Genomic DNA, 15,532 nt, shown 5'->3' on the forward strand with positions numbered 1-15,532 from the left:
AGCGGCCCGCGCTCCGGCCGGGAGAGGCTGTGACCACGGCGATCGGCCCGGCGGAACGCCCCCGGCCGATCGTGACCCGCGACGACAGGAGTGACCATGACCAGCTCTCCCACCCCGGTGACCGGTACGGCGCCGCGTCCCGCGACCGGTCCGGCGACGGCCGGGGAGCCCGCGCACGACGCCCTCGACCGCCACCCGGAGAGCGCCGGACCCCGCTCCCGCGCCCGGCGCCGCCGTGACACCGAGCACCGGCTCGACCACGACGTCGACGTCTGGGTGGCCACCGCCTCGGCCGACGGCGCGCCGTACCTGGTGCCACTGTCCTTCGACTGGGACGGGGAGGCGCTGCTGGCGGCCACCCCGGCGGACAGCCCGACCGGCAGGAACCTGGCGGCCACCCGGGTCGTCCGGCTGGGGCTCGGCCTCACCCGCGACGTGTCCATGATCGACGGCGAGGTCGAGGTCCTGGAGATCGGCGAGCTGCCGCGGGAGCGGGGCGACCGGTTCGCCGAGCGCACCGGGTTCGACCCGCGCGTGTCGGCCACGCCGTACCGCTGGTTCCGCATCACCCCGCGCCGCGTCCAGGCGTGGCGCGAGGCGGACGAACTGACCGGCCGCGAGCTGATGCGCGACGGCCGCTGGCTGGCCTGACCGACGTCCCGGCGGGCGGACGGACCGGGGAGCGAAGCCGGTCAGGGGACGGAGCGGGGAACGGAGCGGGAAGGCGGGGCGGCGCGGGTCAGGGGACGGAGCGGATCTTCCGGACCAGGACCGCGCCGAGGAGCGTCAGCGCCGCGGAGGCCAGGTAGAGGGCCGGGTAGCCGCCGGCGCCCGCCACGATCGGGCCGGCGATGACCGGTCCGAGGACCTGCGGGCCGGAGTTGGCGATGTTGATGACGCCGAGGTCCCTGGCCCGGCCGTCGGCGGCGGGCAGCACCTCGGTGACCAGGGCGTTGTCGACCGACAGGAAGACGCCGAAACCCACGCCGAGGATCACGGCGGCGACCAGGGCCGCCTGCCAGGTCGGGCGGAACGCCAGCAGGACCGCCGGGACCGCGCTGATCAGGCCCGAGACCGTGACCAGGAGCCGGCGGCGGGCGAGCCGGTCGGAGACGACGCCGGCGACGACGGTGGTGACGACCACGGCGGCGGTGTAGATGAGGATCAGCACGAGCAGGCCGTCCTCGGCCTTCTCCCCGGGGAAGATCCGCTCGTAGCCGACCGCGTCGGCGAGGAAGTACAGCAGGTAGAGCGTGGCGATCGCGTTGCCGAGCTGCATCAGGAAGCGGGTCAGCCAGGCCCAGAAGAAGTCGGGGTGCTCCCGGGGGCTGATCCGGAAGCTCCGCAGGAAGGCCCGCGCGTCGAACCGGGGCGCGGCGGTCAGCGGCGGGTCGGCGGTGGTGAGCACGAAGGGCAGCACGCCGAGGGGGACCAGCGCGGCGATCATCAGGTAACCGGACCGGACGGTGGCGGCCACGGCGATGACGATTCCCACCCCCAGCACCACGCCCAGCGCCTGCGGCATGCCGACCCAGCCCGACACCTCACCCCGCTGGCGCACCGGCACGTGGTCGGGCACCCCGGCGCTGAGCGACGCCTGCATCGCGTTGAGCCCGGCCTGGGCCAGGCACCAGCAGACCGCCACGCCGGCGACGGTGTCCTGCCCGGCCAGCAGCGCCAGCGCCGCGGCCCCGGCCAGCGCGCCGGCCAGCGTCCAGGGGTGCCGGCGGCCGAACCGCCCGGTCGTGCGGTCGGACAGCGCCCCGGCGACCGGGTTGGACAGCATCGCCACCGCGGCTCCCACCCCGGTGACCAGCGCCAGCGCCGTCTCCTTGCCGTCCGGCGCGATCCGCGCCATCTGCAGGGGCAGGAGCATCTGGAGCGGCCCGGAGTAGCCGATCCAGAGGGCGAGGTTGGCCAGCGAGATGCCCGCGACCCACCACGGCCCGACCCTGCGTACCGGCTCGGCGAGCGCGGCCGGGACCTCGGGGACGGGTTGGACAGCGCTCATACGGCTCGCACCTCGCGATCACGACCGGGCACCCGACAACATGAGGGGTGCTCGGATGTTACGCCGCCCTCCCCCCGCGCGACAGCCCCCGCCGCGAGGCGGTCAGGCGGGTCGGGGGACGTCGCGGTTGCGCGCCCACTCCCCGCCCTCGGGACCGATGTCGAAACGGGTCGCGGCGACGGCGTTGCCCTCCAGGTCGTTGTCCACCACCCGGCCGGACACGCACCCCCCGGAACCGGTGATCCACAGGCCGTGGGTCTGGGTCCCCGGCCGCCCGCCGTCCCAGATCCGGTTGGCGCGGATGGTGTAGTCGCGGGCCTCGGCGTTCAGCGTGATGCCCGCCCGGATCTCCGGCGGCTCCGGCAGCCGGTACGGCGTGCCCGCCCCCGGCGGTTCGCCCCGCCACGCCGAGGTCGCGCCGGGACGCCAGGGGGCCAGCGTCAGCTCGGTGGCGGTGTTGCCCGTCACGATCGCCATGTCGGCGCCGACCGTGAGGATCTTGCCGAGGTGCCCGCCGGGCTCCCAGCGGGCCGAGGCGTCGGTCATGGCCGTGGCGGTGTAGGTGACGGACGGGCCCCCGCCTTCCGCGGCCGGGGCCCGCTGCACGCCGTTGTCGCGGATCCGGTTGCCGAGGACGGTGGCGTCGGCGACGGGGCTGTCGATCCGGATGCCGTCGAGGGCGTTGCACCAGATGTCGTTGCCGTCGAGGACCATCCCGACCGAGGCGGAGTCGGCGGTGGACGCGGAGGCGAAGGCGGAGGTGCCGGGGGTGTTGTACTCGCGGTAGCCGTAGCGGCCGTTGCGGCTGATCCGGTTGCCGGTGACGGTGTAGCGGCCGGGGGTGTTGCCGACGCTGACGCCGTCCCGGATGTTGGCGTCGATGACGCAGCCGGTGACGATCCCGCCCCGGCCGGGCACGCCGGTGGTGCCCAGGCCGGAGACGTCGAACCCGGCCTCGTGGTTGCCGATCATGACGCAGGCGGAGACCACCAGCCCCTCGGCGCCCCAGTCGGAGATGCCGTACCGGTTGTCCTCGGCGTGGCAGTTGGTGATGCGGATGCCGCGCGGCGGAGTCCACGCCGCGTTCTGCAACTCCAGGAAGATGCCGTTGGTGCCGTTGCCGACGGCGGTGCAGCCGCTGATGGTCAGCCGCTCCACCCCGCCCCAGCCGCCGATCCCGATGCCCAGCCCGGCGCCGCCGATCTGCGTGCCGGTGTCCAGCCGCCCGCAGCGCAGCGCGATGACGCCCTGCACCACCGTGTCCTGAAGGAAGTCGCAGCCCAGTCCGGAGGCGGCGGTGTCGTGGATGTACAGGTCGCGGAACCGGCCGCGGAGCACGTACTGCAGGCCCAGCCCCTTGGCCAGCACGTCGTACGGGTCCGCGCTCACGCCGGAGCCGTCGATCTCGAAGTCGGCGAAGGTGCAGTCGGCGATGTGGTTGCCGGGGCCCGCGCCGTGCTGGAGCGCGGTGAAGAAGGCCAGCGGCACCGCGGTGCCCGGGTTGCCGGGGTTGGACAGCACGAAGCGGGTCGCGCCCGCCCCGGCGCCGACGAGGGACACCCCGCTGCGCCAGACGGTGCCGGCGTCCCGGATCGAGTACACGCCGGGCGGGCAGTGGATGGTGCGCGCCCGCCCGTCGGCCGCGCAGGCCGCCCCGACCCGGTCGACCAGCGCGGCCAGCGCCGGCTGGTCGTTGGTGACGCCGTCGCCCGCCAGCCCGTGCTCGCGGGCGTTGTAGACACCGTCGGGATCGTTCACCGGTGCGCCCCCTCTCGCCGAACCGGGCGGCGGGACGCCTCCGGCGGCGTCCGTCCCGCGACCCGGCCGGACACGCCGGATCATGGGCTCAATTCCCCCCTCCCTGAAGGAGTAAGCGCAGGCCAGGGGTCATTTACCCGACCCGTCCCGGCGCTCCCCGGCGGCCCGCGCCCGTCGCGGGCCGCCGGTCCCGGCGGTCAGGGCTCCTCGGCCCCGGCGAGCAGCGCCTCGGCCTCCTCCTCGCTCAGCGCGGCCAGCTCCTCGACCAGCAGCCGCTCCACCTCCTCGGCCAGGGCCGCGACCGTGCTCCCGGCGAAGATCGTCTTGATCGGCACCTCGACGCCGGTGGCCCGCCTGATCCGGGCCGCCACCCGGGTGGCCAGCAGCGAGTGGCCGCCGAGGGCGAAGAAGTCGTCGAAGGCGCCGACCGGGCCCGTGCCGAGCAGCTCCTCCCAGATCGAGGCCACCAGCCGCTCGCCGTCGGTCCGCGGGAGGACCCGTCCGGCGTCCGGGGCGGCCTGCGGCGCGGGGAGCGCGGCCCGGTCCACCTTGCCGCCCGGGGTGAGCGGCAGGGCGTCGAGCCGTACCCAGGCCGTCGGGACGAACTGGCGCGGGAGCACCCGCTCCAGGCGGGCGCGGAGGTCCGCCGGGTCCGCGGCGCCGGTGACGTAGGCGACGAGTTCCCCGCCCCGCGCGGTGACGAACGCCTGCCCCACGCCGGGGCAGGCCAGCAGGCGGCTCTCCACCTCGCCCGGCTCGATCCGGAAGCCCCGCACCTTGAGCTGGCCGTCCAGCCGCCCGAGGAACTCCAGCCGCCCGTCCAGGCGGCGGCGCACCCGGTCGCCGGTGCGGTAGCGGCGCGCCCCGGGCCGGCCGCCGGGGTCGGGCACGAAGGCGGCGGCGGTGAGGGCCGGCCGGCCGAGGTAGCCGCGCGCCACCCCCGCCCCGCCGACCACCAGTTCCCCGGCCACCCCCGCGGGCAGCGGCTCTCCCCCGTCGCCGAGCACGTACGCCGTGGTCGCGCCGATCGGGCGGCCGATCGGCGGGCGGCCCGCCGCCGCGTCCGCCCCGAGGTCGCAGGCGGTGGCGATCACCGTGGCCTCGGTCGGGCCGTAGGTGTTGACGAGCCGTACGGCGTCGCCGAACCGGTCGCGCCAGCGCGCCACGGCCGCCGCCGCGACCTGCTCGCCGCCGAGGATCACCAGCCGCAGCGCGGGCGGCCAGGCGATCTCCGCGAGGTCCTCGGTCAGCGAGTGCCAGTAGGCGGTCGGCAGGTCCAGTACGGTGACCCGGCCGCCCTCGGGGGAGGCCAGCACGTCGGGCAGGGTCGCCGCGCCGTCGGGCAGGAGCAGCAGGGTGGCTCCGGCGGCCAGGGCCGGGAAGACCTCCTCGACGTGCGCGTCGAAGCTGAGCGAGGCGAACTGGACGACGCGGTCGGCGGGGGTGAGCCCGTAGTCCGCGCGCATCCACCGCACCCGCGCGGCGAGCGCGCCGTGCTCGACCAGCACGCCCTTGGGCACGCCGGTGGAGCCGGAGGTGGTGATGACGTAGGCGGCGTCCCCGGGTGTCACCCCGGCGGGGAGCCCTCCGGGAGTCTCACGTCCCCCGCCCTCCGGCCGCGTGCCCGCGAGGCCGGCCGTCCCCCGGCCCGTGGGTCCGGCCGCTCCCGGGTCCGCCGGTGACGGGTCGACGGCGGTGAGGCCCGCGGGCGCCGCGCGCCGGGTGACCAGGTGGGTGGCCGAGGCGTCGGCCAGCGCGAAGGCCAGCCGCTCGTCCGGCACGTCGGGGTCGAACGGGAGGTAGGCGGCCCCGGCCCGCCACACGGCGAGCAGCGCGGCGATCGCCTCCGGCGAGCGGGGCAGGAGGACGCCGACGACGTCGCCCGGCCGCACCCCGCCGTCGCGGAGGGCGGCGGCGAGCGCGTCGGCGCGGGCCAGCAGTTCGCCGTAGGTGACCCGCTCCCCGCCGCAGACCACCGCGACGGCGCCGGGCGCCCGCCGGGCGGCCTCGGCGATCATCTCCGGCACCGTCCGCGGGCCGTCCCCGCCGGGAAGGACCGGTCCGACGTCGGAGAGGGCCGGTGCCACGGCGGGGAGGGCCGGTGCCGCCTCGGGGAGGGCCGGTCCGGCGTCCGGGAGGCGCAGCCCGGCCTCGTCGTCGTCCGTCCAGATGCGCAGCGCGGAGACCGGGGTGCCCGGCGAGGCGGCGGCCGACTCCAGCAGCCGCGTGAACCGCCCGGCGAGGCGGCCGATCTCCGCGGCCTCGAACAGCCCGGTGTCGTAGAAGAAGGACACGGTGAGCCCGCCGGAGCCGTCGCCGTCGTCGTCCCGCCACGCCTCGACGAGCAGGTCGTTCTTGACGCGCCGCAGCCCGGCGTCGACGTGGGACACCTCCAGGCCGCCGAACGGCCGGCGCGGGCCGGCGTCCTGGCTGTGCAGGATGAGCATGGTGCGCAGCAGCGTGTCCGCCGGGTGGCTGAGCCTCTCGAACGGCACGGCGGGGCTGCCCAGCGCGCCCAGGACGTCGCCGCGGGTCCGGCCGACGAGATCGGCGAACGTCGGGTCCCCGCTCAGGTCGCCGCGGAGCAGCACCGTCTGGGCGACATATCCCACCATCGGCTCCAGCTCGACCCGTTCCCGGCCGGCGACGACGCTGCCGACCAGGACGTCCCGCTGCCCGCTGTGCCGGGACAGCAGGACCTGGTAGGCCGCGGCCAGCACGGTGAACAGGGTGGTGCGCCCGGCCCTGGCCAGGTCCTCCAGCGCGCGGACCGTCGCGGGCGCGACCGTGACGCGGTGGGCCTCCCCCAGCCCGGTCGCGCCGCCGTCGCGGCGGAACGGCAGCTCGGTCGCGGGCGGGTCGGCCAGCCGTTCCAGCCAGTACGGCTCGGCCCGCCCCGCCCGGCGGCGCTGCCAGCGCCCGTAGTCGCCGGCCTGGACCGGCAGCGGGCGCAGGGCCGGCTCGGCGCCACGGGTCCGCGCGGTGTAGCACTCGGCGAGGTCGTCGAGGATGACGTTCAGCGACCAGCCGTCGGCGACGATGTGGTGCATCGTGACGCACAGCAGGTGATCGCCGCCCGTGACGCGGATCACCGCGGCCCGCACCGGCGGCCCGGCGGCGAGGCCGAACGGCGTGTCGATCCGCTCCGCCACCAGGCGGCGGGCCTCCCCGTCGTCCACCGGGCCGATCCACTCGACGGGCGGCGGGGCGGGGTCGAGGACGGCCCACGGCACGCCGTCCTCCTCGGCGAACCGGGTGCGCAGGCTCTCATGCCTGGTCAGGACGTCGGTGAGCGCCCGGGTGAGGGCGTCCTCGTCGAGAGGGCCGCGCAGGCGGCGCGCCAGGTACATGGTGTAGGCGGCGTTTCCCGGGTCGAGGCGCTGCAGGAGCCACAGCCGTTCCTGCGCCGGGGACAGCGGGGCCCTCATGCGCCCGGGGCCAGTTCGTCGAGGACGGCGGCCAGCTCGTCGGCGTCGAGGCCGTCGAGCTCGTCGCGCAGCGCGGCGATCTCGGACAGGCCGAGGTCGTCGTCGAGGCGTTCCAGCTCCCCGGCGAGCCCGGCGACGGTGGGGTTCTCGAAGAACGCCACGATCGGCACGGCGGCGCCGTAGCGGGCCTGGACGCGGGCGACGATCTGGGCCGCGGTCAGCGAGTGCCCGCCGAGCTCGAAGAAGTCGTCGTCCACGCCGACGGGCTCGTCGAGGCCCAGCACCTCGGCCCACATCCCGGCCAGCTCGTCCTCCACGGCCGTGCCCGGGGCCCGGTAGGCGGCGGTCCTGGCGGGCGCGGCCTCCGGCGGCGGCAGCGCCGCCCGGTCGAGCTTGCCGTTGGGGGTGAGCGGCAGGGCCGTGAGCGTCACGAGGTGGGCGGGGACCATGTACTCCGGCAGGCTCCGGCGGAGCCGCTCGCGCAGCCCCGGCCACAGGTCCGCTGGCGCGGGCGGCGCCGGCTCCCCGTGGGCGCGCGGCCCGTCCGCCACCGTGCCGGGCCCGGTGGGAGGCTCGTCTCCGGCGGGCGCGCCGGGTTCGGCGGGGACCACGTAGGCCACCAGCCGGGGTGAGCCGTCGGGCCCGGTCCACACGCCCGCCGCGGCCTGCCGTACCTCCGGGGCGGCGCGCAGCGCCGTCTCGATCTCGCCGAGCTCGATCCGGAACCCGCGGATCTTGACCTGCTGGTCGGCCCGGCCGAGATACTCCAGGCGCCCGCCGGGGGCGAGGCGGACGAGGTCGCCGGTGCCGTACATGCGCGCCCCTGGACGGCCGGACCAGGGGTCGGGCCGGAAGCGGTCCGCGGTCCGGGCGGGCATGCCGTGGTAGCCGCGCGTCACGCCCGTCCCGCCGATGTGCAGCTCGCCCACCTCGCCGTCGGACACCGGCAGGCCGGCGTCGTCCAGGACGTACAGCGACGTCTCGGCGATCGCCTCGCCCAGGTCGACCGGGGCCGGGGCGGGCCGGACCTCTCCGGCGGCGGACCACACGGTGGTCTCCGTGGGGCCGTAGACGTTCCACAGGCGAGCGCCGCCGGCCAGCAGCGCGTCGGCCAGGTCGCGCGGCAGGGCCTCCCCGCCGCACAGCCGGGTCCGCACGGTCCCGGGGACGCCGCCGGCCTCCAGCAGGATCCGCCAGGTCGCGGGGGTGGCCTGCATGACCGTGACCCCCTCGGCGACCGCCAGCTCCCGCAGCGCCCGGCCGTCGGCCGCCTCCCGGGCGCCTGCCAGCACCACCCGGGCCCCGAGGGACAGCGGCAGCAGCAGCTCCAGCACCGAGATGTCGAACGACAGGGTGGTGACGGCCAGCCAGCGGTCGGCCGGGGTGAGGCCGAGCAGTCCGGCGAACGAGGCGAGCAGGTTCGTCACCGCCTCGCGCGGCACCGCCACGCCCTTGGGACGGCCGGTGGAGCCGGAGGTGTAGATCAGGTAGGCCAGGGCGCCCGGCGGCGCGGGGTCGTCCCCGGCGGCCGGGGCGGCGCGGCGGGCGTCCGCCGGGGCGGCGCCGTCCCACCCGAGCCGCAGCACGCGGGGCACGCCGCGCAGCAGGTCGCGGTCCACCCCGTCCTGGGTCAGCACCAGGTCGATCCCGGCGTCCTCGCGGACCATCCGGAGCCGGTCGGCGGGGAAGGACGGGTCGAGCGGGACGTACGCGCCGCCGGCCGCCCAGACCGCCAGGAGCGCGACCACCATCCCGGGCGTGCGCTCCACGCACAGCCCGACGAGGGACTCCGGGCCGACGCCGTACCCGCGCAGCACCGCCGCCAGGTCGTCCACCCTCCGGCACAGCTCGCGGTAGGTCAGTTCGCCGCCGGTCCCGGTGACCGCCACCGCGTCGGGGGCCGCCGGCGGCCGGTTCCGGACCGGTCCCGTCCCCGGCGCCGTTCCCGTCGTCGGTGCCGTCGGTTGTGCCGTCGGTCGTGCGGTCGTCGATGTCATCGCCGTCGTCGTCACGGTCGGATGCCTTTCAGGTCGGACAGCCGGAGTCCCGGGTCGGCCCCGGCGCGCTCCACCAGCTCGGTGAAGGCCCCGGCCAGCCGCCGCGCGGTCCCGGCGGAGAAGACGTCGCTGTTGTAGTCGAGGACGCCGCCCAGGCCCTCGGGCCCGCGCCAGGCGTCCACCGAGACCTCGGCCTTGGTACGGCCCGCCGCCGGAACCGGGTGGACCTCGACGTCGAGGTCGGCCATGGAGGTCCGCAGCAGGTCGTCCTTGGGCAGGTTGTGCAGGTTGAACATCGCCTGGAAGAGCGGCGGCCGGCTCAGGTCGCGGGGCAGGCGCAGCGCGCCGAGGATCCGCTCGAAGGGCACCTCGGCGTGCTGCATGCCGGTGAACACCGCCCTGCGGGTGCGGCCGAGCAGCTCCTCGAAGGTCGGGTCGCCCGACAGGTCGGCGCGCAGCACCAGGGTCGTGGCGAAGTAGCCGATCAGCGGCTCCAGCTCGGTCCGGTTCCGCCCGGCGACCGGCACCCCGACGCACAGGTCCTCCTGCCCGGCGGCCGCCCCGAGGGTCGCCTGGTAGGCGGCGAGCAGGGCCATGAACAGGGTGCAGCGCCGCCTCTTCGCGGTCTCCTCCAGCCGGGAGACCACCTCGTCGGGTACGGCCAGCTCCACCCGCCCGCCCCGGCCGGTCCAGCGCGGGGGACGGGGACGGTCGGCGGGCAGGTCGAGGACGGGCACGCCGGCGAGCGTCCGCGTCCAGTACGCCAGATGGGCGCCGTCGTCGTCTCCGGCCCGGCGCCGCTCCTCGGCCACGGCCTCGGTGTACCGCACGGGCAGGTCGGCCAGCACCGGCCCGCGTCCCTCACGGTGCGCGGCGTAGCACTCGGCGAGCTCCCGCATGAGGACGTCCAGCGACCAGCCGTCCACCACGATGTGGTGCAGGACGATGCAGAGCAGGTACTCCCGGTCGGCCAGGCGCAGCAGCGCCACCCGCAGCGGCGGGCCGTTCTCCAGGTCGAAGGGCCGGTTGACGAACTCCAGGACGGCGGGCGCGGGGTCGCCGGCGACGTCGGCGCGCTCCACGGTGACGGGCGCGGCGGGCACGACGACCTGCACGGGGCGGTCCCCGGCCAGGCGGAAGCGGGTGCGCAGCACGTCGTGCCGCCCGGTCACCCGGGTGAAGGCGGCGGCGAGCCCGTCGGCGTCCACCGGGCCGCACAGCCGTACGCACCAGGGGGTGTGGTAGGCGGTGTCGGCCGGGTCGAAGCGGCTGAGGAACCACAGCCGCTCCTGCCCGAACGACAGCGGCCACTCCTCCGTCCCGGCGCCGCTTCCGGCGTCGGTCCCCACCGTGCCCGCCGTGCCCGCCGTGCCTGCCGTGCCTGCCGTACCCGGGACGTCCCCGGCGGCCCGTCCGCGGGCGTGCGCGAGCAGGGCGCGGCGGCGTTCGGGCGGCAGCGCGGCCAGGCGGCCCAGCAGCTCGGCCCGCCGGTCGTCCGCGGCGGTCATCGGACGCCTCCCCCGGCGGTCACGTCCCCGGCGGCCCTCCCGGCGACTTCGCCGTCCACCGGCGCGCCCTCCACGGGCACGGCCTCCGCGTCCCCGCCGGTCGTTCCGGGTGATCCCGGGCCGCTCCCGCCGGGCCGGGTGACCGGGGTGATCCCGCACAGCTCCGCGACCGCGTCGAGCGGCACGTCCCCGGCCACGCCGCTCACCAGCAGGGTCTCCATCCCCAGCAGCAGCGCGTGGGCGGTGGACCGGGGCAGGCGGGCGGTGTCGACCAGCAGGTGGAGCCCGCAGGTGTGGGTGGCGGGGGTGGTGGAGAAGAACACCGTCGCGTCCACCTCGTGCCACGCGCCGACGGGGAAGGTCCGGGTCCGCCCGGTGAGCGCGGCGATCGCCGCGGGGTCGCCGGGCGGCTCCACCCGGGGCAGGTTGGGCCAGTGGCCGATGGAGCGCGCGTCGTTGAAGTAGGCCGACAGGTCCACGGTCCCGCCGCGCTCCCGGCCGACCTCCTCGCGCAGCGCCATCATCGCGAACGGGTCGTAGTGCGCGTTCCGGTAGGCGGTCAGCGCCCGCCCGTGCCCGGCCCGCGCCGCGTCGGCGAAGGTCCCGCCGGGCAGGTCGAGGACGAACAGCCCGTCCTGTACGGCGGTGCCCGCCATGGCGCCGGTCCTGGGGTCGTGCCGGTTGGCGACGATGAGCTGCATGGCCACCCGGCGGTGCCCGGTCAGCGCCGACAGCAGCACGGCGCTCGCCGTGGTCAGCACGCTGGCCGTGCTGACCGACCAGCGTTCCGCCAGCGTCTCGGCCGCCGCGGCGACGGCGGCCGACTCCATGCCGATCCGGACGAACCGCGGCTCCTCCGGGGTGACGCCGGGGAAGTCGAACAGGGTGAGGGGCGCCGTCTCCAGCTCCGCCCGCCAGTGCCGCAGCGCCCTGGCTCCGCGCGCGGCGCCGGCCCCCTCGCGTTCGAACGCGGCCTGGTCGAGCGGCTGCCAGGCGGGGGCGGGCGGCTCCCGCCCGGCGAGCAGCGCCTTCCAGTCGGCGGCGAGGATGTCCAGCGTCCAGGCGTCCACCGCGAGGTGGGACAGGGCGAAGGCCATCGCCCGGGGCCGCCCGTCGCCGGTCACGACGACGCAGCGCAGCGGCGGCTCGGCGGCGTAGTCGAACCCGGTGGCGGCCAGCTCCGCGGCGATCTCCGCGGCCACGGCGAGCGGCCTGGCCTGCCCGGCCTCGGCGACCCCGACCGTCAGCCGGCCCCGCCGGGTCACCCGCTGCACGGGCCCGGCGGGGGTCTGCGCGCAGGTCGTGCGGAGCGTCTCGTGCCGCTCGACGAGCCCGCGCAGCGCGGCGAGGACCGCGTCGAGGTCGTGCCGGCCGGGGACGGGCAGCGTCCAGGGCATGTTGAAGTACGGGTCGCCGTCGTCCAGCCACCGGGTCAGCCGCCAGAACGCCTGCTGGCCCCAGGTGAGCGGGGCCTCGCCGCCGCGGGCGCCGGCGAACTCGACCGTCACGGGCGCCCGCCGGGCGGCGGGGGCGTCCGTCATCGGGACCCGGCGATCTCACCGGTCACGCCGGCGACGGTCGGGGTGTCGATGAACAGCTCGAAGGACAGCTCGACGCCGTACCGGTCGCGGACCCTGGAGATGATCTGCGTGATGGTCAGGGAGTGACCGCCGAGGTCGAACAGGTCGTCGTCCGGCTCGATCTCGTCCACGCCCAGCAACTCGCGCCAGATCGCGGTGACCTCGGCGGTGATCTCCGCGGTGGCGTCCGGGCCGGTCCCGGAGCCGGTGGCGTCGGAGCCCGCGGTGGAGCCCGCGTCGGAGTCCTTGCCCGCCGCCGCCCCGGTCGCCGGCTCCCCCTCCGCCGCCTTCCCGGCGGGGCCGGGGACCGCCGGGGCCGCGACGGCGGGACCCTGTACCCGGGGCGGCAGCGGCAGCTCGCCGAGCGGGGCGTCGGGCCGGGCCGCGGCGCCGCGCAGCAGGGCGACGAGGTCCGTGGCGACGCTCTCGCATCCGGCCCGGCCGATGGCCCGGGGGTTGAACAGCAGCCGCGCCGACAGGCCCTCGGGGGCGTCCACCACCTGCAGGTGCAGGGTGTTGCGGACCGCGCCGTTGAACATCGCCCAGTCCACCGAGGCGTCCAGGCCGTCGAAGGCGGGGGCGGGGCCGGTGCGGCGGCGGTAGCTGACCGAGACGGGGGTGAGGGCGCTGCGCGGGCTGATCCCGCCCAGGGCGCGGGCCAGCGGCACCTCCCGGTGCCGGTAGACGGCCCGCAGTTCCTCGCGCGTCTCCCGGGCGGACTCGGCGAACGTGCCGCTCTCTCCGGCGGACCCGGCGAACGTGCCGTGCGGCGCGGACACCACGGGAAGCTCGTTGACGAACGGCCCCACGTGGTCGCGGGTCCCCTCCGTCCGGGTGGACAGGTCCGCCGCGACCGCGACCCGCTCGTTGCCGTAGGCGTGCAGCAGCACGTGCAGGGCGGTCATCAGCGCCTCGAAGCGGGTGACGCCCAGCCGCTCGGCGACGGCGGTGAGGCCGGAGCCGAGCGCGGCGGCGTCGAGGCCGGCCGTCTCGCCGGGGGCGGCGCGCAGCGACGGGGCCACCAGGCCGGGCAGCAGGACCTCCCGGTCGTCGTGCCACCGTTCCCGCCAGAACTCCGCGGCCGCGGCGAGCCCGGCGTCCACCCGGTCCTGCTCGGCGCGGGCGGCCTCGCCGTACGGCACGGCCAGGGGCGCGAGGGCGCGCCCGCCGTAGGCGGCGGCCAGATCGGCCAGCACGACGTCCTTGGACATGCCGTCGAAGACGGCGTGGTGGGCGACGAGCAGCAGCAGGTGCCGTTCGGGCGCGAGCCGGGCCAGGGTGAACCGGGCCGGCGGGCCGGCCTCCAGGTCGAAGGGCCGGGCGATCTCGGCCTCGACCAGCTCCGCCGCGGCGGACTCGGCGTCCTCGGCGGACTCGGCGCCACCGGTGGGGCCGCCGTTCGCGCCACCGGTCGCGACGTCGGCCGCGTCACCGGTGGGGACGCCGTTCGCGCCGCCGTTCGCGACGTCGGCCGCGTCACCGGTGGGGACGCCGTTCGCGCCGCCGGTCAGGTCCGCGAAGCGGACCGGCGGGGGCGTCCGGCCGGGGAGCAGGCGCAGCAGCCCGTCCCGCTCGGTCATGGCCGCGGCCAGCACGGGGTGGCGGGCGGCGACCGCGGCGCAGGCGGTGAGCATCGCGTCCACGTCCAGCGGCCCGTCCAGCCGTACGGCGAGGGGCATGGCGTAGACCCGGCCGCCGGCGCCCGCGCGCTCGGTGACCCACATGCCGTGCTGTGCCAGGGACGCCCGGTCCCACTCGTCGACCAGGGATGCCGTCATGTCGTGCCTTCCGTGCGAGCGGTCGCGGCGGCGTCGAACAGCCCCCGCAACTCCCTTTTGATGACTTTTCCTGACTGGTTCCTGGGCAGGGTGTCGACGACGAGCACCCGTTCGGGGATCTCGTGCCCGGCCAGGCGTTCCGTCAGGAAGGCGCGCAGCCCGCTGCCCGTGACCCCGCCGGAGCGCGGGACGACGGCCGCGGCGATCGCGGTGCCGAGCACCGGGTGCGGCAGGCCGACCACCGCGGCCTCCGCGACGTCCGGGTGCTCGTAGAGCGCGGCCTCCACCTGGAGGGTCGAGACCTTGAACGCGCCCGACTTGACCACGTCGCTCTCCCGGTCCAGGAGGTGGAGGTAGCCGTCGGCGTCGAGGCGGCCGAGGTCGCCCATCCGCACCCAGCCGCCGCGGAACGCCTCGGCGTCGGCCCGCTCGTCGCGGTAGTAGGAGCGGGGCGCGGTGGGCGAGCGCATCCAGACCTCGCCGGCCTCCCCCGGCGGCAGCGGCTCGCCGTCCGGGCCGGCGATCCGCAGCGAGCCGCCGAACGCGGGCCTGCCCAGCGCCCCGGGCCGGGACGGGTCGTAGATCATGATGGTCTGGGCGGGCGCGGCCTCGGTGGAGGTGTAGTAGTTCGTGATCGTGGCGTTGGGGAACGCCTCCGCCAGCCGCGCCGCCACCGCCGGGGGCAGGGCCGAGGCGGCCGATCCCAGCAGCACGACGCTCGACAGGTCGCGGCGGGTGTGCAGGCCGGCGTTGAGCAGCTCGATCGCCATCGCCGGGACGACGAACACGGTGCCGACCCGGTGGGTCTCGATCAGCCGGGTGAACCGGCCCGGGGTGAACCGGCCGAGGGTCAGCACCGCCGGGCGGGCGTCGAGGGCGTTGAGCAGCATGGTCTGCCCGGCGTTGGTGCCGATCGGGAAGGCGTGCAGCAGGTGGCGCGAGTGCCCGAACCTGCGGCGGTTGGGCCGGGTCTCGCAGCCGAAGGTCAGGTTGGCGTGGCTGGCGGCCACGCCCTTGGGCAGGCCGGTGGTGCCGGAGGTGTAGAGGATCTGGGCGAGATCCCGCGGCCCGACCTCCACGTCCACCGGTCCGGTCGCGTCCCCCTCCAGCTCCGCCGGCCGGAGGACGCGGTGGTCGCCCGGCGGCGGGGTGAGGTCGCGGCCGGCCACGACGGCCGAGGCCGCGCAGTGCCCGAGCATGTGCCGGACCTCGGCGGGCGCGAGGCGTTCCGACAGCGGCACGGCGACCGCCCCGGCCCGCTGGACCGCGCAGTAGGCGACGGCGAAGTCCACCCAGTCCCAGCCGCCGAACAGCAGCCCGACCCGGTCGCCGTGCCGTACCCCCCGGTCGAGGAGGCCGTGCGCGACGGCGTCCGCGCGGCGGTCCCACTCGGCGAACGTCATCGACCCGCCGCCCTCGACGACCAGCGCCTCCCGGTCCGGGTCCTGGGCCGCGCGCAGGCGCAGCATCTC

The 15,532-nt window shown here is 76.8% G+C and carries 9 protein-coding genes; 1 reads left to right on the forward strand and 8 read right to left on the reverse strand.

What is annotated here, in order from left to right:
* Positions 1–96 precede the first annotated feature (96 nt).
* Complete coding sequence (locus IEZ10_RS05975) at positions 97–651, forward strand: pyridoxamine 5'-phosphate oxidase family protein (protein ID WP_189245438.1); 555 nt, start codon at positions 97–99, stop codon at positions 649–651.
* 88 nt (positions 652–739) lie between these two features.
* On the opposite strand, the gene IEZ10_RS05980 is transcribed toward IEZ10_RS05975, so the two are convergent.
* The 8 genes from IEZ10_RS05980 to IEZ10_RS06015 form a co-directional block, all read right to left on the reverse strand.
* A complete protein-coding gene (locus tag IEZ10_RS05980) occupies positions 740–2,011 on the reverse strand; it encodes an MFS transporter (RefSeq protein WP_189245439.1) in 1,272 nt (423 codons plus the stop codon).
* A 102-nt stretch (positions 2,012–2,113) separates the two neighbouring features.
* Positions 2,114–3,769, reverse strand: a complete 1,656-nt coding sequence (locus tag IEZ10_RS05985; RefSeq protein ID WP_229810986.1) for a right-handed parallel beta-helix repeat-containing protein — start codon at positions 3,767–3,769, stop codon at positions 2,114–2,116.
* Between the two features lie 197 nt (positions 3,770–3,966).
* The gene (locus tag IEZ10_RS05990; RefSeq protein ID WP_189245441.1) at positions 3,967–7,197 is read right to left on the reverse strand and encodes a non-ribosomal peptide synthetase; all 3,231 of its coding nucleotides are present in this window, start codon (positions 7,195–7,197) and stop codon (positions 3,967–3,969) included.
* Entirely contained in the window at positions 7,194–9,194 is a 2,001-nt protein-coding gene (locus IEZ10_RS05995; RefSeq protein ID WP_268246284.1) for a non-ribosomal peptide synthetase, read from the reverse strand. Before IEZ10_RS05995 ends, IEZ10_RS05990 begins: the two co-directional genes overlap by 4 nt.
* A gap of 11 nt (positions 9,195–9,205) precedes the next feature.
* On the reverse strand, positions 9,206–10,702 hold the full coding sequence (locus IEZ10_RS06000) for a condensation domain-containing protein (protein WP_189245443.1): 1,497 nt from the start codon (positions 10,700–10,702) through the stop codon (positions 9,206–9,208).
* Entirely contained in the window at positions 10,699–12,243 is a 1,545-nt protein-coding gene (locus tag IEZ10_RS06005; RefSeq protein ID WP_189245444.1) for a condensation domain-containing protein, read from the reverse strand. The genes IEZ10_RS06000 and IEZ10_RS06005 overlap by 4 nt, the downstream gene beginning before the upstream one ends.
* Positions 12,240–14,060, reverse strand: a complete 1,821-nt coding sequence (locus IEZ10_RS06010) for a condensation domain-containing protein (protein WP_189245445.1) — start codon at positions 14,058–14,060, stop codon at positions 12,240–12,242. The genes IEZ10_RS06005 and IEZ10_RS06010 overlap by 4 nt, the downstream gene beginning before the upstream one ends.
* A complete protein-coding gene (locus IEZ10_RS06015) occupies positions 14,057–15,529 on the reverse strand; it encodes a class I adenylate-forming enzyme family protein (protein ID WP_189245446.1) in 1,473 nt (490 codons plus the stop codon). The genes IEZ10_RS06010 and IEZ10_RS06015 overlap by 4 nt, the downstream gene beginning before the upstream one ends.
* Positions 15,530–15,532 lie beyond the last annotated feature (3 nt).

The organism is Streptosporangium pseudovulgare, assembly GCF_014648055.1.
GTDB classification, from domain to species: domain Bacteria; phylum Actinomycetota; class Actinomycetes; order Streptosporangiales; family Streptosporangiaceae; genus Streptosporangium; species Streptosporangium pseudovulgare.

Bases quoted from the DNA above. Each gene is read 5' to 3' on its own strand.
- IEZ10_RS05995 (WP_268246284.1), bottom strand. From the start codon at position 9,194: ATGACATCGACGACCGCACGACCGACGGCACAACCGACGGCACCGACG.
- IEZ10_RS06010 (WP_189245445.1), bottom strand. From the start codon at position 14,060: ATGACGGCATCCCTGGTCGACGAGTGGGACCGGGCGTCCCTGGCACAG.
- IEZ10_RS06015 (WP_189245446.1), bottom strand. From the start codon at position 15,529: ATGCTGCGCCTGCGCGCGGCCCAGGACCCGGACCGGGAGGCGCTGGTC.
- IEZ10_RS06005 (WP_189245444.1), bottom strand. From the start codon at position 12,243: ATGACGGACGCCCCCGCCGCCCGGCGGGCGCCCGTGACGGTCGAGTTC.
- IEZ10_RS05980 (WP_189245439.1), bottom strand. From the start codon at position 2,011: ATGAGCGCTGTCCAACCCGTCCCCGAGGTCCCGGCCGCGCTCGCCGAG.
- IEZ10_RS05990 (WP_189245441.1), bottom strand. From the start codon at position 7,197: ATGAGGGCCCCGCTGTCCCCGGCGCAGGAACGGCTGTGGCTCCTGCAG.
- IEZ10_RS05975 (WP_189245438.1), top strand. From the start codon at position 97: ATGACCAGCTCTCCCACCCCGGTGACCGGTACGGCGCCGCGTCCCGCG.
- IEZ10_RS06000 (WP_189245443.1), bottom strand. From the start codon at position 10,702: ATGACCGCCGCGGACGACCGGCGGGCCGAGCTGCTGGGCCGCCTGGCC.